The organism is Acidobacteriota bacterium, from assembly GCA_029861955.1.
GTDB lineage: Bacteria > Acidobacteriota > Polarisedimenticolia > Polarisedimenticolales > Polarisedimenticolaceae > JAOTYK01.
The window spans coordinates 45,224-67,482 of the sequence record JAOTYK010000022.1 but is presented as its reverse complement, the minus strand read 5'-3'; the positions used below and the strand labels follow the sequence as shown (position 1 = coordinate 67,482).

Below are 22,259 nucleotides of genomic sequence, written 5' to 3'. Positions count from 1 at the left end.
GACTCACAGGTCAGTCCGAACCCATCCGGATCAGCGTGTACTGCGAAGGATGAGTCGTAATCTCCATCCGCCGGAACTGCGCCTGGGCGATCCAGTAGGCCGCTGCGAGCATTCCGAATGCGGCGACCCAGACCCCGAAGCTACCGAGTGCGGATTGGCCCAGCCGAAGCATCGGGATCTCCACGAGCGCGCGCATCGCCCACGGACGCATGACGCCGAAGAGCGTGGTCATCGATGTCCAGATCCAGAAGGCAAGCAGCCCTGCGAGGCCGCCCCAGACGATCGTCTGCCGAACCCACTCTCGGACTCCCGGCCGGTAGGCCCGCAACAAGAGCGCCACCAGAAGCAACCACGGTACCGTGACCAGCGTTACGAGGACCGGAAGCATCGGGCCGCTGGCCGCGCGCAGGTCCGGGAAATCCTGGCGAAGGGTCAGTCCGTCGCCGCGCGGAATCACATCGCCGTCCGCATTCGTCGTGAGATAGCGTTGCTCGATGGTCTCCGGCGTGATCTCCGCCGTGTAAACCGCCCTCGCCGCGCGGCTGATCTGCAGGGCCACGAAACGCGTTGAACTCGTATTCGACGTCCCGAACGGAGAGTAGACCGCGACGGAACTCCACTTGAGCGGGGTCAGGAGTTCGGGCGTGTGGGACTCACCCCACGGCGAGACGACGGGCTGGACCGTTCCGTCCCGGGAGAATCCATACGTACGGAGGGGAATGGTCACCTGGTAACCGCTCTCCCCTTCTTCGAAGTTCACGTACTCCAGCTGCGATCTTCGCTCTGCGGCAAGAAACGCGCCGCAACCGTAGCCGAGACAGACGATCAAGAAGTAGGGGACCACCAGCATGGCGATCAGAGGTCGTCTGGAGATCGGTAGAGGGTCAAGGTAATGCAGGGAAGCCAATCGGGGCCCGATCACTGCGAACATCATGTAGATCGCCATCGGTATGTAGAGGAATCTCAGTTCCCGCTCGCCCGCCCCGAAGGCCAACAGACCGCCACCGAGGATGACGCCCCCGAGAAATATGATCGGTACGGCGGCCAGTTCCTTGGCCCCCGCCGACACGCAGCGTGCGATGGTCAGAGGGACCAGAAGTCTCGACGTACGCGTCGACGGCGAGAGGGACGTCGCCCCCACTTTTTCCGGGGATTGGGCTTCAAGCGGAATCAGCGAATAGGTCGGTGGAACCGCGCGGTAGATCACGATCGCCAGGATTGCGACGACGACGGCGAGACCGGCGACGGCTGCGGGACCGGCGGTGGCGGCAAGCCCCAGCAGCCATGGCGTGCCGCAGAGGACGACGATCGCCCACGCGACCGTGCCTACGTTAACGGGAATTCTAGCCAGCGTCGGCCGTGGGAGCTGCAGGAGCAGGGTCGCCAGAACGACCCCGGTCACCAGGACGACGCAGAGGCTCCAGTAGGAAACGTCACTATTCACGCGGAGCAGCAACAGGCGGTGTGCGGCGACCACCAGAAGAGCAAGTCCAATATTGACGAAACCGCCGACCAGCAGCGAACCCAGATGATTCGCCCACAACTGTCGTGCGCGAACCGGAAGCGACATCTCGAAGTGCGAACAGCGTGTTCGTGCATCGGCGAAGACGAGGTAGGTAGCGACACCGACCCAACACACCCATATCAACATGAGGGTGGAGATCGTCTTCTCCTGACTCGCTGCGCGAAAGGCAAGCAATCCCAGAAGAACGGAGGTGTTGACGCCGGTTGCCAGAGCCCATATCGGCAACATGCGCCACGTTCGACGGCGGGCTAACCGTGCCAGACTCATGACGCGCCTCCCGCCAATTCCACGAAGATGTCCTCCAGCGCAATCGACTGACAGCGGGCTTCCGCGACGCCGAGCCCCTGCTCCACCGCCGCCTGAGCCTCGAAGGGTGCCAAGCGGAGGATGGCGTGAAAACCGCCGGGATGTTCACGGACGCCGACACATGGCTCCAGAGCTCGAATTCGATCGGTGTCGAGGCCATTCGCTCGAGGCAACATCGCCAGCGAGAATCCCTCGTGTATCTCGTCCAGGCCACTGTCGATCAGCACACTTCCGTCATGGATCATCACGATTCGGTCGGCGAGCCGTTCGACGTCGGCCATGTAATGCGAGGAGAACAGGATCGATGTGCCGGTCTCGTTGAGGAGTCTTATCGAGGTCTCCAGGAACTCACGACGCGCGGCGGGGTCGAGCCCGCTTGCCGGCTCGTCGAGCAAGAGCAGCTCGGGACGATGTGCCACGGCACACAGTAATGCGACACGACGTGCCTGCCCCTTGCTCAACGACTTGATCTTCTTCGTGGCCGGGAGCTCGAAGCGCTCTACCAGGGACGCCGCCATCTCGTCGTCCCAGTTCGGGTAGAGTTGACGATGCAGGTCCAGCACACGTTCGATCGTCAGGAACGGTGGCAAGATCTGATCCTCGGCAACGTAACCCACGCGACGTTTGACCTCGACGGCGTCGCCCCGCGGATCCATCCCCAGCACCCGCGCCGTTCCTTCCTGGGGTTCGATCATTCCCATCGCGATTCGAATCAGCGTCGTCTTGCCTGCGCCGTTCTTTCCGAGAAGTCCGACGACCTGGCCCGGCTCGATAGAGAAGCTAACGCCGTCAAGTACGTTGTTGCCCTTGGTATAGGCCCGACGGATACCGTTGAATTCCAGCGCATTCATGACTTTGTTCCTTTCCGGATTTCTCTGAGGAGGTCGAGCAATTCGCCGTACGGCACACCACTGAGGGCGGCCTGGGTCAGCAGTCGCTCGGCCGATTCGCGTAGCCGTGCGCGAGATTCCCCAACGCGCTCGCGGGGAAGCCGCCGACGCACGAAGGTCCCACGACCCCGCTGGGTTTCGATGAACCCTTCCTGCTCCAATTCGTCGTAGGCCTTCTTGACCGTCAACGGTGCGATCACGAGTTGGGTGGCAAGCTCCCGGTGAGACGGCAGCTTGTCGCCCGGACTGAGACGGGAACCCGCGATCGCGTCCGTGATCTGACGGATGATTTGGCGATATAACGGAAGTTCGTCTCCGGCTGTGACGTAGAGATCCATCCGTTCACACGCCGCCGTTGATCGTACGCGCCGGCCCGACCGCTCTCGCCGCGACGATGGTCGCATCATCGAACGGCCGCCTGCCGCATGACAATCGGACGTCTCTGGCGATCGCACGGATCAGTCCGGGAGGATCGAGATCTCGGAACCGCATGATCGTGGATAACAGACGAAGCTCGCCAAACTCCCCCTCGTAGGAATCGCTGGCCTCGATGATCCCGTCGGTCACCAGGACCAGCGTGTCGTCGTGGCCCAACGTGACTTCCCGCAGGGACCCTCTCCAGTTCTCGAACATCCCCAGAACGGTTCCCGTGGCCCTCAGCCGCTCGACGCTGCCATCGGCGCGCAGCAAGAGGGGTGCGACGTGGCCACAGTTGGCGTAGCGCAGGCGCCTCGTCTCGTCTTCGTACTCCCCGATGAACAGGCCGGCATAGTGCTCGGCTGCGGTGCAATCGAAGAACTGGCGGTTGACGGACTCAATGCGTGGCGTCAGCGGGGAGGACGACAGCGTGTAGTGGCTGCGGATGCTCGCCTGGAGCGCTGCCATCATCAGGGCCGCCGGAACACCGTGACCCGAGACATCCCCCAGGATCAGGGCCATGCGCCCGGGCTCCGGCTCCAGGAAGTCGTAGAAGTCTCCCCCCACGACCCGACCCGGCAGACATTGACCGGCAAACTCCAGGGTTTTGAGCCGGGGGGAGGCCTGTGGCCGGAGCTGGGCCTGGACCCGCTCTGCGATCTGCATCTGATGGGGCTCGGCCGGGGGGCCGACCCAGGGTCTGCGGGGGCTTGTCGGGCTGCTCAGTGAGTTCATGGCGACCTCTTCCTAGAGTGATATAGATATATATATCACTAGATCACTACGAATTCAAGTCTGGCGTGGCGTATTCGATCCGTCAGGGCAACCGGTACGGGTATGTACTTACGTGTCCGGTACGGCTCTACCCACCGAACTGCCGTACGATCCCCTGTACATGTCTCTACAAGTGGAGTGCGGTAATGGATCAAACTAATAATGAGGTCCGAACCGGTTGGGGGGCTCGACTTGCGCAGTTGAGCATGGCGCTGATTCTGTTCGAAGGCGTTTCCGGATTGGCGATCACGCTCTCTCCGTTCCATCCGGCCATTCAGTGGAGCGTTCTGCTTCATACACTGCTCGGCGTGGCGACCCTCCTCCCCATCGCCTGGTACAGCGCGGTCCACTGGGATGACTACCGCAAGTACTCGCTCTCCCACGTCGTCTTCCTGGGCTACCTCGCGCTGATCGCCTTGCTGGTCTGTTCCGTCTCCGGAGTTGTGGTCACCTGGCAGGGGTTGCTGGGGACACGCATGTCGGGTCTCTGGCGAAACGTCCACATGATCTCCGGAATTGCGACGCTCGCCGCGACACTCCCCCATGTCGTGATTCCGCTCCTGCGCGTCTGGCGCAAGGAACAGGCCCCGGCGGCCCGCCGACTCATCGGCATCAGCCTCGGCATCACGGTGGTGGGCTGCGCTGCAGCGATCGGGATGGCGACGATCTACTCCGGCACGGACTACGTCAACGAGTTCCCCGAGGACTATGACTTTCTCTACGGTGAAGATCGTCCCTTCGCTCCCAGCCTCGCCCGCACCGAGAGTGGCGGTGCCATGGATGCGCGCATCCTGGCCGGATCCGACTCCTGCGGCACAAGTGGATGTCATACCCAGATCCTGGCGGAGTGGAAAGCCAGCTCCCATCGTTGGGCGGCGATGGATGCGGGCTTCCAGAAGATCCAGAGCATCATGGCCAAGCAGAACGGGGCGGAGTCGACACGCTATTGCGGTGGTTGTCACGATCCGATTTCGCTGTTCTCGGGCACCAAGAATATCTTCGTCGAGGATCTGACCGGGCTGGCCGGCTACCAGGAGGGCATCTCCTGCCTCTCGTGCCACGCGATCCGCGAGACCGACGTGCAGGGCAACGCAAACTACGTCATGTCGCAACCGGCCGAGTATCTCTGGCAGTGGGAGGCCGAGGGTCTCAAGGGCGTCGCCAGTGACTTCCTGATTCGCACCTATCCCGATCAGCACAGCAAACTCAGCAAGCGCATGTACAAGGCGCCGGAATACTGTGCGGCGTGCCACAAGCAGTTCATCGACGAGGAAGTGAATCAGGTCGGTTGGGTTCAACTACAGAATCAGTACGACAACTGGGCCGCGAGCCACTGGAATCATGAGGGGGATCCCGAGCGCACCGTCGAGTGTCGGGAGTGCCACATGCCTCTGCAGGATTCCACGGACCCCGCCGCGGGAGACACGGCCGACTACAACCGAGACGCGAACGATGGGAAGCATCGAAGTCACCGGTTCATCGCATCGAACAACGTGATGCCGCAGCTGTTGCAGGTCGAGGGCTGGGAAGAGCAGGTTCGATTGACCGAGCTGTGGCTGCAGGGCCGCTACGAGATCCCCGAGATCCGAGAGAAGTGGGGCACCGGGCCGATCATCGGCATCGAACTGGAGGTTCCGGAATCGATCAGGTCCGACGAATCGATCCCGCTTCGCGTGGTGCTCAGCTCCAACAAGGTCGGACATGACTTCCCGACCGGTCCCCTGGATATCATCCAGAGTTGGGTCGAGATCGAAGTCACCGACGATAACGGGCGTGTCATCTACACGTCCGGAAAACGGGACGAGCGGAATTACCTGGAGCCCGGGACCTTCCTGTTCAAGGTCGAGCCGGTAGACCAATACGGCAACCTGATCGATCGGCACAATCTCTGGGAGATGGTCGGCGTTCGGTTCCGACGCGCGTTGTTCCCGGGCTACACGGACACCGTCGAATTCGATATCGGCTGCCCGTCAAACATCCCGCATGCCGTAGGGGAAGAGCCGTACGACCCGGATCGCTCGGTGAGTGGGCACAGCATCCCGTCCACTCCGCAGGCGACCGTCTACCACATCGAGGCCTCACTGAATTATCGGAAGTTCGATCAGTTCCTACTGGACTACATGTTTGGTGAGGAGGCCGGCCTAACCGCGCCGGCGGTGACGATCTCAAGCGCGACCGCGACGGTTCGTGTTGACGACAGTCCGGTCGATCCGTCCTCGCAAACCGGGGGCTAGGGCTTGTCGAACGACTCCTCAAGGCGACCACTGGGACGTCGTCGTAGGCGCCTCTATCGCACGATCATCATCGTCGTTGTGGTCGTCGTCGTGGTGACGCTTCTCTCGGTCTACGCGTTCCGGACGAGTAGTCCTGGGACCTACGCGACGGGAGAGGAACACCAGGAGATCACCCGCGGGCTCAGTCGAGAGGTGCCGAATGGAGCACCGGAATTCCGCTTCGTCGATGTCAGCGTCGCTGCCGGTCTCGATGGGTTTCGAATGTTCGACGGAGAGCGCTCGTCTCAGTTGCCGGAGGATATGGGCAGTGGCGCGGCGTGGGGAGACTACGACAACGACGGCGACGAGGATCTGTTCCTGGTCAGCGGCGGGGGGCCCCTGAGTGCCCCTGTGGACAAGCTGGCGCCGTCGGTGCTTTACCGGAACCTGGGCGACGGCACGTTCGTCCCTGTCGAGGGATTCCCCGAAGTCCGCATGGTCGGGATGGCCGCCTCGTGGGCGGATTACAACGGGGATGGACGACTCGATCTGGTGGTCTCGGGCTACAACGCGTTGAGGCTGTTTCGAAACGATGGGGATCAGTTTGTGGACGATCCCGCGATCCCGTCTCGAGACGGGTACTGGGCCGGCACGTCGTGGGCCGATTTCGATCGCGACGGAGACCTGGACCTCTACGTTTGCGGCTACGTCCAATACATCCCGGACACGAAGGGTCGTGATCGCTCCACCGCGCAGTACGGACGCCAGATTCCTTACACGCTGAACCCCGCCTCTTACAAAGCGGAGCAAAACCTACTATTCGTGAACAACGGCGCCGGCAGCTTCACGGAGTCCGCCGAGGCTCTGGGCGTATCGAATCCCGATGGGCGAAGTCTTGGCGCACTGTGGCATGACCTCAACGATGACGGTTGGCCCGATCTCTACGTCGCCAACGATATTTCGGACAACGCGCTCTACATCAACCATGAGGGTCGGCTGGAGGATGAGAGCCACGCGGCCTGGGTTGCCGACTATCGAGGTGCGATGGGTCTGGCGGTCGGCGACTGGAATCGGGACGGAGATGACGACCTGTTCGTCACGCACTGGGTGGCCCAGGAAAACGCGCTCTACGACTCGCGTCTGGCCGACGGAGCCGATCAGCTACTCCGATTCGTCGATCAGGCAGACCTCAAGGGACTCGGGCAGATCGCGTTGCGGAGCGTGGGCTGGGGCGCGGAGTTCGTCGATCTCGACGCGGACGGATGGCTCGATCTGGTCGTCGCCAACGGAAGCACGTTCGAACGAGAGGATCGGCGCACCCGCCTGGTGCCGGAACTCCCCTTCCTGATGTGGAACGATCGGGGGACCTACTTCCACGACATGGCTTCATTCATCGAGTCCCTGTCGATCCCGAAGGTCTCCCGAGGACTCGCGGTCTCCGACTACGACAACGATGGCGACCTGGACCTGCTGTTCGTCGATGTCGGCGAGGGCGTGCGACTTCTTCGAAATGACACCCCACAGAACAACTGGGTACAACTGCAATTGACGACCGATGGAGCGCGTGTGGTCGCTGACGTCGGAGACGTTGTCCAGCGGCGTGCCGTTTCGGGGGTCTCCTATCTCTCGCACAGCACGCGACGCCTACACATCGGCCTGGGAGATGCCGACCAGATCGATACCATGAGCGTCTACTGGCCCAGCGGTCACGTCGACGCCTTCTCCGATCTGAACGCAAACACGATCTGGGAGTTGCGTGAAGGGGATCCAAAACCACGTCGCCTGAGCGGGCCGAAGCGAACCGAACTGACTCGTGAACAGACCACCGAGTTCTGGAGAGTTCAACGGGCCGCGATGCGAGCGATGAAAGTCGATGCAGATCCGGTGGCGGCCGGACGGCTTTTTGAGCAGGCGCTTCAGCTCGATCCGTCCCACGAGGATTCGATCTACTACCTCGGCAACTGCCTGGCGGAGCAAGGCGACGACGACGGTGCGCTGGCTCGTTTTGCAGAGTTGATGCGGATCAACCCGAAGAGTCATCGGGCGTTCAAACGTTGGGGCACGCTCCAGGCGATCGTCGCCAAATCATCCGAGGAGATCGAACGAGCGGAGGAAGCGCTAGACCGAGCCGTCGCGATCAACCCCGAGGCGACCGGGGCCAGAATGGTGCTTGCCGAAATTCACATCGTGCGCGGAGACACCGACGCTGCCAGACAGGGACTGCGATGGATTCGAACGACGAATCCCACCGCCGGAGACGCGTTGTTTCTCCTGAGCTACCTGGCGTGGAAGGAGGGCGATAACGGGGGCGCCAGAGAGCTGCTTCAAGACGCTTCCGGCGTAGGCGAGGAGTGGCGGCCGGAGGGTGCCGCCGCCGAAGGTGACGTCAAGAAGACGATGCATCAAGAGACCACATTGCTCGGAGACGCGTATACGAACTGGGATAGAACCGATGATCCGGATGTCGTGTTCGTCGCGCTGGATCGCCGGATCCGTGGCTATCTAGCTAAATCCCAGTAGTCTTCCGCCCTGATAGACGATAAAGCTCATGACCCATGCGAGCGCGGTCATGTAGGCGAACAGGAATACGGGCAGCCTCCAGCTCTTCGTTTCGCGACGGACCACCGCAAGCGTGCTCATGCACTGGCAAGCCAGCGCGAAGAACACCATCAACGACAATCCCACCAGCGGCGTGTAGACGGGGCGACCGTCGTCGCGGGTCTCATCGTGGATCTTTGCACGCAGTGTGACCGACCCCTCGTCGGATTCCGAGCCCACGCCATACACCACACCCATCGTGGAGATGAACACTTCGCGAGCTGCGAAGGCTCCGATGATGCCTACGCCGATCTTCCAGTCGAAACCGAGTGGGGCAAGAACGGGCTCGATCGTCTGCCCCAGCCGGGCGCCGTAGCTACGACGGAAGATCGCTCCCTCCTCCTGGTCATTCAACTGGTCGAGCCGATCAGCAAGGGCGGTTCCACCCATCGTCTGATGAGCCTCCGACCGTAGCGCGTCGTAATCGGTATCCAGTTTCGGATGGGTGGGGAAACTGAGCAGCACCCATAACACGATGGTGCAGAGCAAGATCATCCCGCCGGCCTCACGCAGGAAGACCGAAGAACGGAGCCACATCATGCGCAGCACGTCTCGAACGTGGGGTCGCCGGTACGAGGGCATCTCGAGGATCAGCGGCACGTTTCCACCCGGCAGGAGCGTCCGGCCGAGCACCGCCGCGACGACCAGCGCCATGCCGGTGGAAAAGACGTACATCGCCAGCATCAGGAGACCCTGCTTGGGGAAGATGCCCAGGACGCGAGATGGCGGAAATAGCGCACCGATGATCAGTGTGTAAACCGGCAAGCGGGCACTACAAGTCATCAATGGAACCACGAGTATCGTCAGGAATCGGTCGCGCTGGCGCTCCATCGTTCTTGTTGCGAGGACGGCCGGTACCGCGCACGCAAAGCCGGACAGCATGGGGACAAACGCTCGGCCGTTCAGGCCCATCGCCCGCATCAATCGATCCATCAGGAACGCGACGCGAGCCATATAGCCGGTATCCTCCATCAGCCCGATGAAGAAGAACAGGAGAAGGATTTGTGGAAGGAAGACGACGACGCTGCCGACTCCGGCGATGACACCGCCGACCAAAAACTCGGTGAACAGTCCGTCGGGCATAACAGCGCGGGTCCCCTTGACGAGGAGACCGATGCCGGATTCGACAAACTCGATCGCAGGCACACTCCAACTGAACAACGCCTGAAACGTCACTCCCATTACGACCAGGAAGAGGGCGAACCCGATCCAGGGGTGCAGCATGACGCTGTCGATGCGTTCGGTGAACGTCTTTCTGGCCGTTTCGGCCTGTTGCAGGAAACTCTTCAGATGACGATCGATCCAGTCGAACCGATTCGCGATGATCGTGCGGTCAATTTCGCGACCCTGCTTCTCTGCCTCCGCGTATCGCGCGTTCACTTCATCCCGGAGCTCGCTGGACACGTAGCCGAGTTCATCGTCGTCGGCGATGGACAGGAGAGCCCAGATCGCCAGCGACTCGCGTCGCGCCGGTGACTTGCGCAACCACGCATCCGGTAGAACGCGAGCGACGCGATCGATATCTTCTCGAACACGGTGATCCGTCGGTGCCCAACGACAGGTCGCCCGCCCCGTCTCCGGCTGATCCAACACCTCGATCATGCGCTTACGTAAAGTGTCGATTCCCGCGCCGCTCAGACCCGAGACGGAAACGACCGGGATACCCAGCTCCTGCTCCATCCTCGCCACATCGATCTGAAGACCCTCGCCCTTCAGTAGATCGACCATGTTTAGGGCGACGATCGCCGGACCGCCTGTTTCGATGATCTGCAACACCAGGTACAGGTTGCGTGATAGCTGTGTGGCATCGACCACGATGACCGTCAGATCCGGTGGCTCCAATGGGGGAATGCCCGCGATGGCCAGGATCGCGATCTGCTCCTCGGCGCTGCGAGCGCTGAGGCTATGGGTGCCCGGCACGTCGCAGATGACTGCGGGGTGTGTTGCGTCGAGGCTTACCGGTGCAACGAACTTCTCGACGGTGATACCGGGATAGTTGCCGACCTTCTGGTTCTTGCCGGTCAGGCGATTGAATATCGACGTCTTGCCGGTGTTCGGGTTTCCGCACAGGGTGACCAGCGGAGGAGTCTCGGTCAACTGGACAAGCTTCATTCCGCAGAGCCCGCCTCAAATCGAAGCCGATCCGCTTCGGTCACTCGGAGACTGACGCTGCATCCACGAACTCGCAGCTCGACGAGGCCCCCTACTTCGACTCGACGCATCAGTCGAACCGGGGTGCCGGGGAGCAAGCCCATCTCCATCAGGCGGCGTCGAAACGTACGCTCCCCACCGATCTCGGCAAGGATCGCCGTCGCACCTACACGCATGTCCTTGAGATTCATCATGGCGTTCGGGGGTTATGCTAGCAAACCGGCGGAGCCGCGCGTCGCCCTCAAGCGATCAGTTGTCCGCCGTCGACGCGCAGGACCTGGCCGGTCACGTGTCGGCTCAGGGGTGACGTGAGGAACATGGCCACCGCGGCAACATCCTCTGGCTGGCCGGCCGCCCCCAGGACGGTCTCGTCGATCGCTCGTTGGCGGTCGACCTCCGGCAGCCCGGAGGTCATCTCCGTTTCGATCAAGCCGGGCGAAATGACGTTGACACGAATTCCGAACTTCCCGGTCTCTCTTGCCAACGATCGTCCGAGTCCGATGAGTCCGGCCTTGCTGGCCGCATAGTTGGTCTGCCCGAACTTGCCGCGTTCACCGTTGATCGACGCGATCAAGACGATCGCGCCACCCCCCGAGGAACGCATCCGCGGAACGGCCTGTCGTGCCAGGAAGAAGGCGGAGTCGAGATTGACGCTCAGCACGCTCCGCCAGTCTTCGTCGCTCATCTTCCAGGAGACGCCGTCTCGTGTTGTCCCGGCGGCGTGGACCAGCATGTCGAGTTGCTTGTGCGCCGCGTCGAATGCGGCAAACAGCCGAGTCACCTGAGCAGAGTCGGATAGATCGCACTCGATCGACTCCGCCCCCTCGGCCGCGGACCTGCCGGCAAGGTCGACCGACACGACGCGGGCGCCGGCGTGCATCAGCATTCGAGCGGTCGCGAGGCCGATCCCCCCTCCGCCCCCCGTCACCATCGCTACCTTGCCACGGAGCAGCTCGGGAGACAGGCTCGCAAGATCGATCGGCGGCTGCGTCACTACTGGTTTCTCCAGGCCGGTTTTCGTTTTTCCATGAAAGCGGAGAGCCCTTCGTGTGCGTCCTTCGTGGACATCAACCCGTCAAGGTAGAGTCTTTCAACGCTTCGCAACTCTTGTTTGAAACGCTTCCGGTACCCATCACGAAGGGCACGCTGTGCAAGGCGAAGACTTGATGCGGAATGCGGAACGAGGTATTCGCGAGCGTACGTCAATGCCGCCATGCCGGGCTCGTCATCGATCGCGTCGACCAGTCCGATGCGTAGCGCCTCCTCGGCACCGATACTACGACCACTGAGACACAGGTCCTCGGCTCGACTGCGCCCGATCCGCTCCGGGAGGGCGACCGACGCGACCGGCGCGAAGACGCCCAGGACGATCTCCGGTTGACCCAGCATGGCCCCGGGGTGAGCAAACACACGGTTGCAGAGACTGGCCAGTTCGAGGGCACCGCCGAGACACTGACCGCCCACGGCCGCCAGCGTCGGAACGCCCGCATCGAACAATCGCTCGAACAACTGGTGAAAGCCGGGAATCATTGCGTCGACCTTGCCGGGAAGATGTTCCTCGACGCTGGCACCGAACGAAAAATGCGGGCCTTCGCCCTCGATGAGGATCGCCTTCAGATTCTGCTCGGATGCCGCCTGCGAGAAGAGCGCGCTCAGCCTCTCGACCTTATCCATGTCGAGGATGTTGGCCTTGGGCGTGGCCAGCCAGAGGCGCCAGATCTGTCCACCCTCGAGGCGCTCCAGCCTGACCGTTTCGTTCCGGCTCAACCGACCGTCTCCTTACCGTGAGCCTTCCTGAGGATCTCGTCCACCAGTTCCTCGCCCCAGACGGCTCCCTCGGCCAGGCGCTGGCGTAGCAACAGGAAGTCGGGCTCTCGGCACTCCCGCGATCCCTCGTGGAAGGCCCGGAATCCGGCTCGACCCTCGGTCATCATGTTCAACCCGAGCCAGGCTCGATTGGTTTCCCGGTTCCGATCCCAGTGTTCGAGCTTGTGCTTTCGCATGCTCTCGACCGTCTTCGAGAGACAGCCCGGCATCGTCATCGCCAGCTGATAGACCAACGCATCCACCTCGCGATCGAGCAGCGATAGATCCACTTCGCCCGCCGCGATCGCCTCCTTCGCCTGGCGTGCCGCGTCTCCGACTTGCGGCTCGCCGTAGACTATCTCGCCGTGACTGTCGATCCATTGATCGGTGATCGCCCGTGGGTTGGGAACGAACTCGCCGTTGACCTTGAGTGCGGGAATGATCCGTCCGATCAGACCCAACCGCTTGGCCTTGTGGGCGGTCCACGGCTGACAGAGCGTGCAACTCTCCATCGCGGCCTCGATACCCACGAACAGCGGAAGGAAGTCGGTGCTGCCGCCATCGGGCGCCGATCCGTGCTTGGGGCCGGCCTGACCGAACAGGGCGAGATCTTGCGCGACCGTGAAGTCACAGGCCATCCCGATCTCCTGCCCCCCACCGATGCGCATCCCATTGGCACGACAGACCACCGGTTTATCGCAGTGAAGGATCGCGCTGACCATGTCGTTGAACAGACGCATGTACTGTCGGTACTCTTCCGGGCGACCCGCGTAGTACGTTGCGTACTCTGCGGTGTTGCCACCGGAGCAGAATGCCTTGTGACCGGCGCCGGTGAACACGACGGCGACGCACGCACGATCGTCGGAGGCCCGTCGCATCCCTGCGATGACTCCCTTGATCATCTCAGTCGTATAGGAGTTGTACTGCTTTGGATTGTTCAACGTGACCCGAGCGGCGTGGAGACCCTCTACGATCTCTCCGTTTGGGCGTTGCAGCGGTTGGTTCTCATACAGTACGCCCTCGTACTCACGGTCTGGTAGCAGGGCATGATCCTTGAATTCCATGATGGCTTACTCCGGCACGAGGATGACTCGACGGGAGACCCGTCTCTCGTGTAAGTCCTCGAAGGTTTGATTGATGGTGGACATCGGGCGATGTTCGATGAACGACTTCAGCTTGACGCGACCCGAGAGGACGAGATCTACGATTGCAGGATAGTGTTCCGGAGGGCAGCCCCAGTTGCCCTGTACCGTGGCGTCGAAGGCCATCAGGTTTGACAGACGCAACTCCAGTTTCTTGGGTGTAAACCCGACGACGGAGAGATAGGCCCCGTGTCCCACCAGGCCGAACGCCGTCGCCTGGCCCGCCGGCGACCCCGAGGTCTCGAAGATCTTGTGGCGCCACGATGGGATCTCGCGTTCTGCAGCCAGCTTTCGAATCGCCTTCCGCAGCTCGCGAAAGTCCAGTTGATCCGAGCGTAGTGTAAGGTCCGCGCCGTGCTCCGCCATCAGCGCCAGGCGATCGTCATCCATATCGACGGCGACGACGACGGCTCCCATCGCCGCTGCGATCTGCACGCCGAAACCACCTACGCCGCCGACCCCGATGAACACCGCGAGGTCGCCGCTGACGAGTCCCGATCGAACGATCGCCTGGTACGGGGTCGATACCGCGTCGGCGATCACGGAAAGATCACGCAACTCCAGCGCGTCGGGGTTGACGGTCGTGTCGCTCAGATCGGGAACCGGACATAACCCTCGGGCCGGAACACACACGTGGGATGCGAATCCGCCGTGGACGTCACTACCGGGGAAAACCTGCTCCGGGCAAATCTGTGCACGGCCTGAGCGGCACGTGGCGCAGCTTCCGCACGGGATAACGGCGGGTACGACAACCGCGCGACCGAGCCAGTCGGTCGTCTCGTCGCCCGTCTCGACGACGGTCCCGCTGACTTCGTGGCCGAGGGTTAACGGGAACCCGTGTTTCGTCGGAACGCCCTCGTAGAAGTAGCCGAGGTCGGTGTGACAGACGCCGCAGCCTGCGACCTCTACCACGACCTCACCGCTCTTGGCGATGACCTCTCGTTCCACGGGGACCATCGGCGCTGCAAGTTTATTTACGGTCCAGGCACGGGTCTGCATGGCATAACTCTCGCGTTAATCGAAGCCAACGGCGTCCGTTGGCATCGTATCCCTAACTTCTATGCAAGTGCCCAAATTCTGTCTATCAGGGAACTCCCTTATCCAGGGGCCTGGCCCCGATCCAAGTCGACCGAGACAGTCGTCAAACACCCCTATTTATTGTAGCTTCGAGGACTACCCTACTCGCTCACCGACGAGGGAATGGACGAATAGATGGGGGCGCCGTGAAGAGGATCATCGAACCCTTCCGAATCAAGGTGGTCGAGCAGCTCCGCATGACCACGCGCGAGGAGCGCGAGGCGGTCTTACGTCGCGCACACTGGAACCTCTTCCGCATCCCGGCCGACGAGATCCTCGTGGACCTTCTGACGGACTCAGGGACCGGCGCCATGTCGTCGGAGCAGTGGGCCGCGATGATGCGGGGAGACGAGTCCTACGCGGGTGCGCGTTCCTGGTACCGTTTTCGTGACCGCGTCCGGGAGATCACGGGGTTCCGCCAGATCATCCCGACGCATCAGGGTCGGGCCGCCGAGCGGATTCTGTTCTCGTGTCTGGGAGTCGCCGACAGGGTGGTCGTCAGCAACACCCTCTTCGACACCACACGCGCCAATGCCGAGTTTCAGGGGGCGCGTCCGATCGACATCCCGATCCCCGAGGCCCTGATCCCCGCCGAGGAGCATCCGTTCAAGGGCAACATCGACCTCGACGCACTTCAGCGAATCCTGGAAGACCCATCGAGCGACGTCGCCTGTGTGATCCATACCGTCACGAATAACTCGGGCGGCGGTCAGCCCGCATCCCTGGCCAATATCAGGGCGGCATCCACGCTGTGTCGAACGCATGAGGTTCCGTTCTATCTCGACGCCTGTCGCTTCGCGGAGAACGCGTACTTCATCAAGTTGCGCGAGTCCGGCCAATCGGATCGAACCCCCGAGGCGATCGCCAGGGAGATGTTCTCCCTGGCGGACGGGGCAACGTTCAGCGCCAAGAAGGACGGGTTGGCCAATATCGGCGGTTTTCTTGCCAACAACGATGACGCCCTTGCAACGAAGGAAGAGAATCTCCTGATCCTCACCGAGGGGTTCCCCACCTACGGTGGCATGGCCGGGCGGGACCTCGAGGCGATCTGCGTCGGCCTGAGCGAGGTGCTGGACGAGGAGTACCTTCGCTATCGTCTGGGCTCGACCCGCTACCTGGGCAACGCGTTAACCGAGCTCGGGATCCCGATCGTGCGGCCACCCGGTGGACATGCCGTCTACATCGACGCGGGCGCGATGTTGCCCCACATCCCCCCCGGAGAGCTCCCGGGGCAAGCCCTGGCCTGTGCGTTCTACCTTGCGGGTGGGGTGCGCGGTGCCGAGATCGGGACGCTGATGTTCGGAGATCATGCGGCCCTGGAGCTGCTGCGTCTTGCCATCCCGCGACGGGTCTACACCCAGTCCCAGATCGACTACGTGATCGATGTCGCGGCGGAAGTTGCGAAGGACAAGGCCGCGCTACGAGGGCTTCGTATCGTCGAGCAGGCAGAACACCTGAGACACTTCAGCGCTAAGCTGGAACCGCTGGCCTAACCTTGAGACGGCCGCGTGTAGAGCAGTAGATGGGACCGGCAGACAGCCGCCGGACAGTCTCCACACCGCTCATCAAACGAATCCGGCCGGACCGATTCCAGGCGCACCTCGTTTCCGAGGGATTCGTAGAGTTCCGTGACCTCGGCCTGCCGATCGGGTCCGACCATGAATCGTCGGACCCATCCCTGCGCGATCAACTCCGGGTGAGAGGGGCATTCCGGTAGAACGGTCACCTTGCTAACCCGCCACTCGCTCGGCCTGGAGTCGCTCCAGACGAACCTGACCGAGGATCGCCGCACCGACAGCGGCCGTGTACTGCACCAGCTCGGGATCGGCCACGTTGACCTTCTCTCCCAGCTGTTTGGCGATGGCGTCCACCATCCTCGGCCATCGCAGCAGACCGCCGATCAACGTGAACTCCGGCTCCGCCTTGACGCGCTTGAGTAGTTGGACGGATCGCTCCGACAACGAGTTGGCGCTGCCCTGCATGATGTCGCCGGGAGACGTCCCCATCGAGAGGTGGTTGATCACCTCCGACTCCGCGAAGACGGCGCAAACGCCGGAGATGGTGACCTCTTCCCGAGAGGTGTCCATCAGACCGCCGATCTGCTCGGTTTCGTAACCCATGTAACGGGCCGTCTTCTCCAGGAACGCACCCGTACCGGCGGCACACTTGTCATTGAGACGGAAATTCTTGACCCGCGCCGACTCGTCGATGCGCGTGGCCTTCATGGTCTGACCACCGATGTCGAGGACCGTTCGTGTCCCGGGGAACAGGAAGTGGGCCCCTCGTGCCGCGGAGGTAAGATCCGTCACCGCGAGATCCTTGACGTAGCACTGATGACGCCCGTAACCGGTGGCGATGGTGTACTCGACGTCGTCTCGCTTCAAGCCGGCCTCGGCGAGCGCGGCGTCGAAGAGCGCCTCGGAAACTTCGGTCAACTTGAACCCGGTCGCGTTCATCGCCTTCCCGATCAGCTCTTTCCCGTTAAACACGACGGCCTTGGTGTAGGTCGAGCCCACATCGATCCCGGCGGTAATACTCATGGTCTTGCCTCCGCCGACTTCGTAGATTTGGTGGGCGTTCGACTGGTGAGGATGTGGTCGAGGGCGAAGAGTGCGGCACCCATGGCGCCCATGTAATGGGATTCCTCGCTGACGTTCAGTTTCTTGTCCAGACGCTCTTCGAGAGCCTTGACCATCGCAACGTTGCGCGTGACGCCACCCGTGAAGGTGATCTCGTCTTCGACTCCCACGCGACGCATCAATCCCGCGGAACGACTTGCGATCGACTGATGGACGCCCCAGAGGATGTCCTCGACCTTCTTGCCCTTGCCGAGCCAGGCAAGCACCTCCGATTCTGCGAACACCGTACAGGTGGTGCTGATACGCACCGGCTTGTCCGATTTGAGCGCCGTCGGCCCCAGATTGTCCAGACCCAGATCCAGCGCCGCAGCCGCCGCGCCCAGGAAACGACCGGTACCGGCGGCACACTTGTCGTTCATACAGAAATCGTCGATCTCGCCCTCCGCGTTCACTCGGATGGCCTTGGTGTCCTGGCCACCCATGTCGACGACGCTTCGAGTGTTGGGAAAGAACTTCACGGCGCCTCGGGCGTGGCAACTGATCTCGGTGACCTGCGCATTGCCGAACGTGATCCGATAGCGGCCGTAGCCGGTGCCGATCACGTACTCCACCTCCCGCTCGCTAATCTTGGCGCCGGCAAGGGCCTCCGCGAAGGCCTTCTCGGCCGCCCGCACGACGTTGGCACCGGTGTCTCGCAGTGAGCGGCCGGCGATGATTCCATGCTCGTCGATGATGATGGCCTTGGTTTGTGTCGAGCCGACGTCGACTCCAGCTGCATATGCCATAGCGGTTCCTTTACGACGCGCTCCGCGCGTGAGCCTTTCGTGCGGCCAGTCCTTCGAAAAAGGCATCGGACCGGTTCTTGAGTTGTGCCTCGGAGACGACGCGTCGGTCCATCATGTCCGACTCGATGAACAGCGTCGGGATGTCACGCTGCGCCATCAGGTGGCGACGACTATCGGCCATGCCCGCTGACGTCGTACGACAGCTCTTGATCGGGTGGTAGACGACGCCCTCGATTCCGAAGTCGTCGATGATCTCGTTGAGAACCAGGTCCTGGTAGAACATGCTGTCCATCGCGTCACGCACGCTGATCAGCACGCCCTCGGCCAGACTGTCGAGAGGATCATCCAGGTCGTACTCGAAACCACGATTGGTGCCGCCGGAGGCGAACCACAGATATGTCGAGTTGACGAACGTCCCGCCCCACTCGGTAAACAGCTCGTTGAAGCGACGGAAGATCGGGTAACACGGCACACCGACGAACGCGAGTCTATGCGTCTCTTCGGTCAGCGTGCCGATGCCGTTGGCCGCCTTGAACTCCATCTCCTCGACCAGGTCGTCAAAGTACTTGGCCCCCTCCGGGGTGCCACGCATGCCGTTGGCAACACCCAGATAGATCGTTCCATCGGTGAGCGCGTTGAACACCGACGGCCGACTCTGGTTCAACTCGAGGACACGCTTCCAGCCGCGGCTCATCGTATTGGCGTGTCCCATCACCTCTCGCAGCTTGTCGATGTCGAACTTCTTTCCGGTGACCTGCTCGCACAGCTGGATCAGTTCCTTTAGCTGAGCCTTGACGTAGCGATGATCGTTGTTGAAGTCGGTTTCGCCGATCGACGTGATCAGGCCGCCCTGGCGGGTCCCGGGGACGTCGAGCGTGAAGAGCGGGATCTTGTGTAGCCGTTCCCAGATCTCCGCCCATTTGATGTAGGTGTTGCAGGCGTTCGTGTAGACCGTGAGAGCCGGCTTGGGTACCCGGCCCATCGGATGGAGACCGTCCTGAATCTGCGTGGCGTAATCGGCCTTCACATACCCACAGATGTCCGGCGAGTAACCCGCATCCTCCGCGACGCTCAGGTATTCATGGGACACCCGTCGGACGGCGGTCTGCAGGGAATTGATCTCCGGAAACACGACCGGAAGATCGAATGCCTTGAGCACCTCGTTGAGGCTGCCCATGACAAAGACGTAGGCCGCCTTCCCGTCGTTCTCCGCCACTTCCGTCAGGCTGTCGAACCACTCTCGGAACAGCGTCGCCCCGTCTCGGTTTCCCCGTCCTACGATGCTGTCGGCATCGATCGTCTCGCTCATTTCGATTCTCCTAGCCGAAGAGCAGATTCTCCATGAAGGTGTCCAGTTGCAGTTCCAGCTGCGAAAAGCTGGTCATGTTCTCCTCGAACTCGCTGACGAAGTACGGGAGTCCTTTTTTCTCGAGGGCCGCGACGTAGGCCACCTGCTCCTCGAGGCCCGGCTCACACATCTTGGCGGCGGCGATGATGGCCGCATCGGCCCTGGCACCGTCGATCCGCTTCTCCAACATCTCTTCCTTGGGTTTGCGAAGATCGTGCTGGACCGGGCTGTAGGACGACCGTTCGATATAGGCGAATGCCAGATTGTGGAGCGGGTCGCCGGCGACATCGACGTCCTCGATCAGCCATCGCAGACCAATCAGCAGGTCGTCGTCGACGAGATAGCAAGATCGACCGAGCATCCGGATCAGATCGAATGGCGGTTGTTCGCAAAAGCCACCTTCGAAGACGACGCGGATTCGGTCCTCCGCCTTGATCTTGCGCTTCCTGATGAGCGGCAGCACGTGCTGGAGGAGCTCGTTGTGCTCTTCGCGGGGCATCATCCCGGCGCTGGACACCAGTGCGTAAGCGTCTTCGGCAGCGACGAGCCAGGGGGTCTCGCGCTTGATGTCGTACAGCTCACGAAGAAGACGACGGTTGTTGTTGAAGACCGCGATGGAGTTTTGCAACGCGTCGTCGGTGATCGTGTTGCCAGAGACCTCCTCGACCAGCCGCTTGAGCCGGCCGTACTCATCGGTCAGATACTCGACGCTGTGACCGGAATTGGGGTTCTGTGGGAGATAGAGGATCTGGCACGGGTAGTCGAAGTTTCGACCGAACACCGGCGCGAGGTTACGAGCCGCGTCGCAGATCGGGTGGGTGACGAACATGTCCAGTTCGACCCTGCCCGTCAGGCAGAGTTCGAGGTTGGTCTTCAGAATGGAGCACAGGTAGGAGCCGAAGCGAGAGTCGGCGTTGGTGGGCTCCAACTGTGCGCCACGCATCTTGAACGGCAGCATGCCCGCCGCGTGAACGATCTCCTCGGGGAAGTAGACCTGGAAGTGGCCGGCGATCTTGCCACCCTGTTCGCGCCAGCGTTTTGCGGTGAGCATGTCGGGGTCTTCTACAAGATCCCGCACCTCCAACAGAATGTCGTCGAGGGGCTTTCCCTTCCAGCAATCGAATACGGGTTTGCTCATGGATTCGCTCCTAATCCTTCCGGGGCTTGCACTCCGGCGAAGAAGAGGTCGATGACCTGATCAAGCTTGGCCTTCACATCGCCCAGCGCCGCGTTGGCGTAGTCCGAAAGTGCGACCTCGACCAATGCCACGAATTGCCACGCCAGGAGTTGCGGGTCGGCGTTCCGCAACTCATTTCGGGTAATGCCATCGGTGACGATCTGGGTCACCAACTCCGGGAGTGCCTCTTGATAGGCGTGGACCAGTTCGGTGCGGGCCTCTTCGCCGAAGATGTTGGCGTCTCGTCGGACGAGTCGTACAACTTCCTGCTGCTCTCGTGGTGCCGTCAGGAACGCCGCGGTCAGGACGCGCAGGCGTTCGCGGCAACTGCCATCCGTGTCGACGCCCTTTCGGTGCAACGCACGAACTTCGAGGAGGTCGGCGTGCATCATCGCCAGGTAGAGCGCTTCCTTGCTGCTGAAGTGGTGGTAGAGCGCGCCCTTGGTGACCTCGGCGGCGGCGGCGATGTGGTCCATCGTGACCTCGGCGTAGCTGCGCTCGAGGAACAGGGTGCGAGCCCCCTTGAGGATCTTTGCGATGGTGACGGCGGATCGTTCAGTCATAATTTACATACCGACCAGTCAGTATGTATAGAGAATACCCCGGATGGGCCCCATCGATCAACCGATTCATGAGACCCAGAACGTCCACAACGAGGCTTCCAGACGCCGATTTCCCTCCTTTTGGGCGTTTTTTGCGTGGGTTTCGTGGAACAGCGCTGTGGTTTAATGGCCCCATGCGATACCAACCGGCTCCCAGGCTTGCAAAATCGTTCGCCCTCGTACTCCTGGCGGTCTTCTGCATGAACTGTGCAGCCGTCATGGAGGAGTTGGAGAGCGCCGTCCGGGGAATGGACGACCAGAGCACCCCTGCCGACGGACTCCGCGAGGCGCTGAAGGTGGGTACCGGCCGTGCGGTCGAACGTCGTGGTCAGGCCGGTGGCTATCTGGGAGATGCGTTGGCCGAGATCGCGATCCCCCGCAAGCTCGCCAGCGCGGCCCGGGCACTGGAACTCACCGGGCGCGGCAACCTCGTCGAGGAATTCAAGGTCAGCCTCAACCGCGCTGCCGAGGCGGCTGCACCGGTTGCCCGCGACGTCTTCGTGGACTCGATCCGACAGATGACCTTCGACGACGCCATGACGATTCTCAAGGGAAACGATTCGGAGGCGACCGATTTCTTCCGTCGCACGGCAGGCGTCGAGTTGGCACGAAGGTTCTCGCCGATCGTCGACGACAGCCTCGCGCAGGTCGGTGCGACCCAGCGGTTTGACGGACTGATGGATCGCATCGAAGCGTTACCACTGGTCGATAAACCCGTCTTCGACTTGACGGAATACGTGACCGACGAGGCGCTCGACGGTCTCTTCGACACGATTGCGGACGAAGAGCGGAAGATCCGCACCGATCCCGTGGCGCGAACGACGGACCTGCTTCGTCGCTGGTTCGGCGGAGATCGTAATTGATGTTGG

20 protein-coding genes are annotated in these 22,259 nt (G+C 61.9%); 4 read left to right on the top strand and 16 right to left on the bottom strand.

All coding sequences use genetic code 11. The features are described 5' to 3' along the window. Nucleotides 1-10 precede the first annotated feature (10 nt). From OES25_12020 to OES25_12005, 4 genes are read right to left on the bottom strand one after another with little or no spacing between them, the layout of a single operon-like run. Nucleotides 11-1,792, bottom strand: coding sequence for a hypothetical protein (locus OES25_12020; GenBank protein MDH3628361.1), 1,782 nt, complete (start codon nucleotides 1,790-1,792; stop codon nucleotides 11-13). Next, entirely contained in the window at nucleotides 1,789-2,682 is an 894-nt protein-coding gene (locus OES25_12015; GenBank protein MDH3628360.1) for an ABC transporter ATP-binding protein, read from the bottom strand. Before OES25_12015 ends, OES25_12020 begins: the two co-directional genes overlap by 4 nt. Then, the gene (locus OES25_12010; protein ID MDH3628359.1) at nucleotides 2,679-3,059 is read right to left on the bottom strand and encodes a GntR family transcriptional regulator; all 381 of its coding nucleotides are present in this window, start codon (nucleotides 3,057-3,059) and stop codon (nucleotides 2,679-2,681) included. The genes OES25_12015 and OES25_12010 overlap by 4 nt, the downstream gene beginning before the upstream one ends. Before the next feature lie 4 nt (nucleotides 3,060-3,063). Beyond that, entirely contained in the window at nucleotides 3,064-3,873 is an 810-nt protein-coding gene (locus OES25_12005) for a PP2C family protein-serine/threonine phosphatase (GenBank protein MDH3628358.1), read from the bottom strand. Between the two features lie 185 nt (nucleotides 3,874-4,058). Here OES25_12005 and OES25_12000 point away from each other — a divergent pair, with 185 nt between their 5' ends. Then, entirely contained in the window at nucleotides 4,059-6,146 is a 2,088-nt protein-coding gene (locus OES25_12000) for a multiheme c-type cytochrome (protein MDH3628357.1), read from the top strand. 3 nt (nucleotides 6,147-6,149) lie between these two features. Then, entirely contained in the window at nucleotides 6,150-8,645 is a 2,496-nt protein-coding gene (locus OES25_11995) for an FG-GAP-like repeat-containing protein (GenBank protein MDH3628356.1), read from the top strand. Here the strand turns inward: OES25_11995 and feoB are convergent. From feoB to had, 6 genes are read right to left on the bottom strand one after another with little or no spacing between them, the layout of a single operon-like run. Next, nucleotides 8,628-10,835, bottom strand: a complete 2,208-nt coding sequence (gene feoB, locus OES25_11990; protein ID MDH3628355.1) for a ferrous iron transport protein B — start codon at nucleotides 10,833-10,835, stop codon at nucleotides 8,628-8,630. The genes OES25_11995 and feoB overlap by 18 nt on opposite strands. Continuing rightward, a complete protein-coding gene (locus OES25_11985) occupies nucleotides 10,832-11,068 on the bottom strand; it encodes a ferrous iron transport protein A (GenBank protein MDH3628354.1) in 237 nt (78 codons plus the stop codon). Before OES25_11985 ends, feoB begins: the two co-directional genes overlap by 4 nt. Nucleotides 11,069-11,115: 47 nt before the next feature. Next, nucleotides 11,116-11,868 carry an SDR family oxidoreductase gene (locus OES25_11980; protein ID MDH3628353.1) on the bottom strand — a complete coding sequence of 251 codons (753 nt, stop codon included), beginning with the start codon at nucleotides 11,866-11,868 and terminating at the stop codon, nucleotides 11,116-11,118. After that, entirely contained in the window at nucleotides 11,868-12,641 is a 774-nt protein-coding gene (locus OES25_11975) for an enoyl-CoA hydratase-related protein (protein ID MDH3628352.1), read from the bottom strand. The genes OES25_11980 and OES25_11975 overlap by 1 nt, the downstream gene beginning before the upstream one ends. Continuing rightward, nucleotides 12,638-13,744 carry a 6-oxocyclohex-1-ene-1-carbonyl-CoA hydratase gene (oah, locus tag OES25_11970; protein ID MDH3628351.1) on the bottom strand — a complete coding sequence of 369 codons (1,107 nt, stop codon included), beginning with the start codon at nucleotides 13,742-13,744 and terminating at the stop codon, nucleotides 12,638-12,640. Before oah ends, OES25_11975 begins: the two co-directional genes overlap by 4 nt. Nucleotides 13,745-13,750: 6 nt before the next feature. After that, nucleotides 13,751-14,821, bottom strand: coding sequence for a 6-hydroxycyclohex-1-ene-1-carbonyl-CoA dehydrogenase (gene had, locus OES25_11965; GenBank protein MDH3628350.1), 1,071 nt, complete (start codon nucleotides 14,819-14,821; stop codon nucleotides 13,751-13,753). A gap of 224 nt (nucleotides 14,822-15,045) precedes the next feature. On the opposite strand from had, the gene OES25_11960 reads away from it, so the two are divergent. After that, nucleotides 15,046-16,392 carry a tryptophanase gene (locus OES25_11960; protein ID MDH3628349.1) on the top strand — a complete coding sequence of 449 codons (1,347 nt, stop codon included), beginning with the start codon at nucleotides 15,046-15,048 and terminating at the stop codon, nucleotides 16,390-16,392. On the opposite strand, the gene OES25_11955 is transcribed toward OES25_11960, so the two are convergent. Genes OES25_11955 through OES25_11930 form a run of 6 tightly spaced genes read right to left on the bottom strand, consistent with a single transcriptional unit; the run spans nucleotide 16,389 to nucleotide 21,351 of the window. Next, entirely contained in the window at nucleotides 16,389-16,625 is a 237-nt protein-coding gene (locus OES25_11955; GenBank protein ID MDH3628348.1) for a hypothetical protein, read from the bottom strand. The genes OES25_11960 and OES25_11955 overlap by 4 nt on opposite strands. Before the next feature lie 4 nt (nucleotides 16,626-16,629). After that, complete coding sequence (locus tag OES25_11950) at nucleotides 16,630-17,439, bottom strand: acyl-CoA dehydratase activase (GenBank protein ID MDH3628347.1); 810 nt, start codon at nucleotides 17,437-17,439, stop codon at nucleotides 16,630-16,632. Continuing rightward, on the bottom strand, nucleotides 17,436-18,263 hold the full coding sequence (locus tag OES25_11945) for an acyl-CoA dehydratase activase (protein MDH3628346.1): 828 nt from the start codon (nucleotides 18,261-18,263) through the stop codon (nucleotides 17,436-17,438). Before OES25_11945 ends, OES25_11950 begins: the two co-directional genes overlap by 4 nt. Before the next feature lie 10 nt (nucleotides 18,264-18,273). Further along, a complete protein-coding gene (locus tag OES25_11940) occupies nucleotides 18,274-19,572 on the bottom strand; it encodes a 2-hydroxyacyl-CoA dehydratase family protein (GenBank protein MDH3628345.1) in 1,299 nt (432 codons plus the stop codon). Nucleotides 19,573-19,582: 10 nt separating this feature from the next. After that, complete coding sequence (locus tag OES25_11935; GenBank protein ID MDH3628344.1) at nucleotides 19,583-20,749, bottom strand: 2-hydroxyacyl-CoA dehydratase; 1,167 nt, start codon at nucleotides 20,747-20,749, stop codon at nucleotides 19,583-19,585. Further along, the gene (locus tag OES25_11930) at nucleotides 20,746-21,351 is read right to left on the bottom strand and encodes a TetR/AcrR family transcriptional regulator (protein MDH3628343.1); all 606 of its coding nucleotides are present in this window, start codon (nucleotides 21,349-21,351) and stop codon (nucleotides 20,746-20,748) included. Before OES25_11930 ends, OES25_11935 begins: the two co-directional genes overlap by 4 nt. A gap of 173 nt (nucleotides 21,352-21,524) precedes the next feature. On the opposite strand from OES25_11930, the gene OES25_11925 reads away from it, so the two are divergent. Further along, on the top strand, nucleotides 21,525-22,253 hold the full coding sequence (locus OES25_11925) for a DUF4197 domain-containing protein (GenBank protein ID MDH3628342.1): 729 nt from the start codon (nucleotides 21,525-21,527) through the stop codon (nucleotides 22,251-22,253). Nucleotides 22,254-22,259: the final 6 nt, after the last annotated feature.

What these genes read in the sequence shown, in the direction of transcription:
- OES25_11925 (MDH3628342.1), top strand. Translation starts at nt 21,525, where the DNA reads ATGCGATACCAACCGGCTCCCAGGCTTGCAAAATCGTTCGCCCTCGTA.
- OES25_12005 (MDH3628358.1), bottom strand. Translation starts at nt 3,873, where the DNA reads ATGAACTCACTGAGCAGCCCGACAAGCCCCCGCAGACCCTGGGTCGGC.
- OES25_11930 (MDH3628343.1), bottom strand. Translation starts at nt 21,351, where the DNA reads ATGACTGAACGATCCGCCGTCACCATCGCAAAGATCCTCAAGGGGGCT.
- OES25_12020 (MDH3628361.1), bottom strand. Translation starts at nt 1,792, where the DNA reads ATGAGTCTGGCACGGTTAGCCCGCCGTCGAACGTGGCGCATGTTGCCG.
- OES25_12015 (MDH3628360.1), bottom strand. Translation starts at nt 2,682, where the DNA reads ATGAATGCGCTGGAATTCAACGGTATCCGTCGGGCCTATACCAAGGGC.
- OES25_12010 (MDH3628359.1), bottom strand. Translation starts at nt 3,059, where the DNA reads ATGGATCTCTACGTCACAGCCGGAGACGAACTTCCGTTATATCGCCAA.
- OES25_11945 (MDH3628346.1), bottom strand. Translation starts at nt 18,263, where the DNA reads ATGGCATATGCAGCTGGAGTCGACGTCGGCTCGACACAAACCAAGGCC.
- OES25_11950 (MDH3628347.1), bottom strand. Translation starts at nt 17,439, where the DNA reads ATGAGTATTACCGCCGGGATCGATGTGGGCTCGACCTACACCAAGGCC.
- OES25_12000 (MDH3628357.1), top strand. Translation starts at nt 4,059, where the DNA reads ATGGATCAAACTAATAATGAGGTCCGAACCGGTTGGGGGGCTCGACTT.
- OES25_11940 (MDH3628345.1), bottom strand. Translation starts at nt 19,572, where the DNA reads ATGAGCGAGACGATCGATGCCGACAGCATCGTAGGACGGGGAAACCGA.
- OES25_11935 (MDH3628344.1), bottom strand. Translation starts at nt 20,749, where the DNA reads ATGAGCAAACCCGTATTCGATTGCTGGAAGGGAAAGCCCCTCGACGAC.
- OES25_11985 (MDH3628354.1), bottom strand. Translation starts at nt 11,068, where the DNA reads ATGATGAATCTCAAGGACATGCGTGTAGGTGCGACGGCGATCCTTGCC.
- had (MDH3628350.1), bottom strand. Translation starts at nt 14,821, where the DNA reads ATGCAGACCCGTGCCTGGACCGTAAATAAACTTGCAGCGCCGATGGTC.
- oah (MDH3628351.1), bottom strand. Translation starts at nt 13,744, where the DNA reads ATGGAATTCAAGGATCATGCCCTGCTACCAGACCGTGAGTACGAGGGC.
- feoB (MDH3628355.1), bottom strand. Translation starts at nt 10,835, where the DNA reads ATGAAGCTTGTCCAGTTGACCGAGACTCCTCCGCTGGTCACCCTGTGC.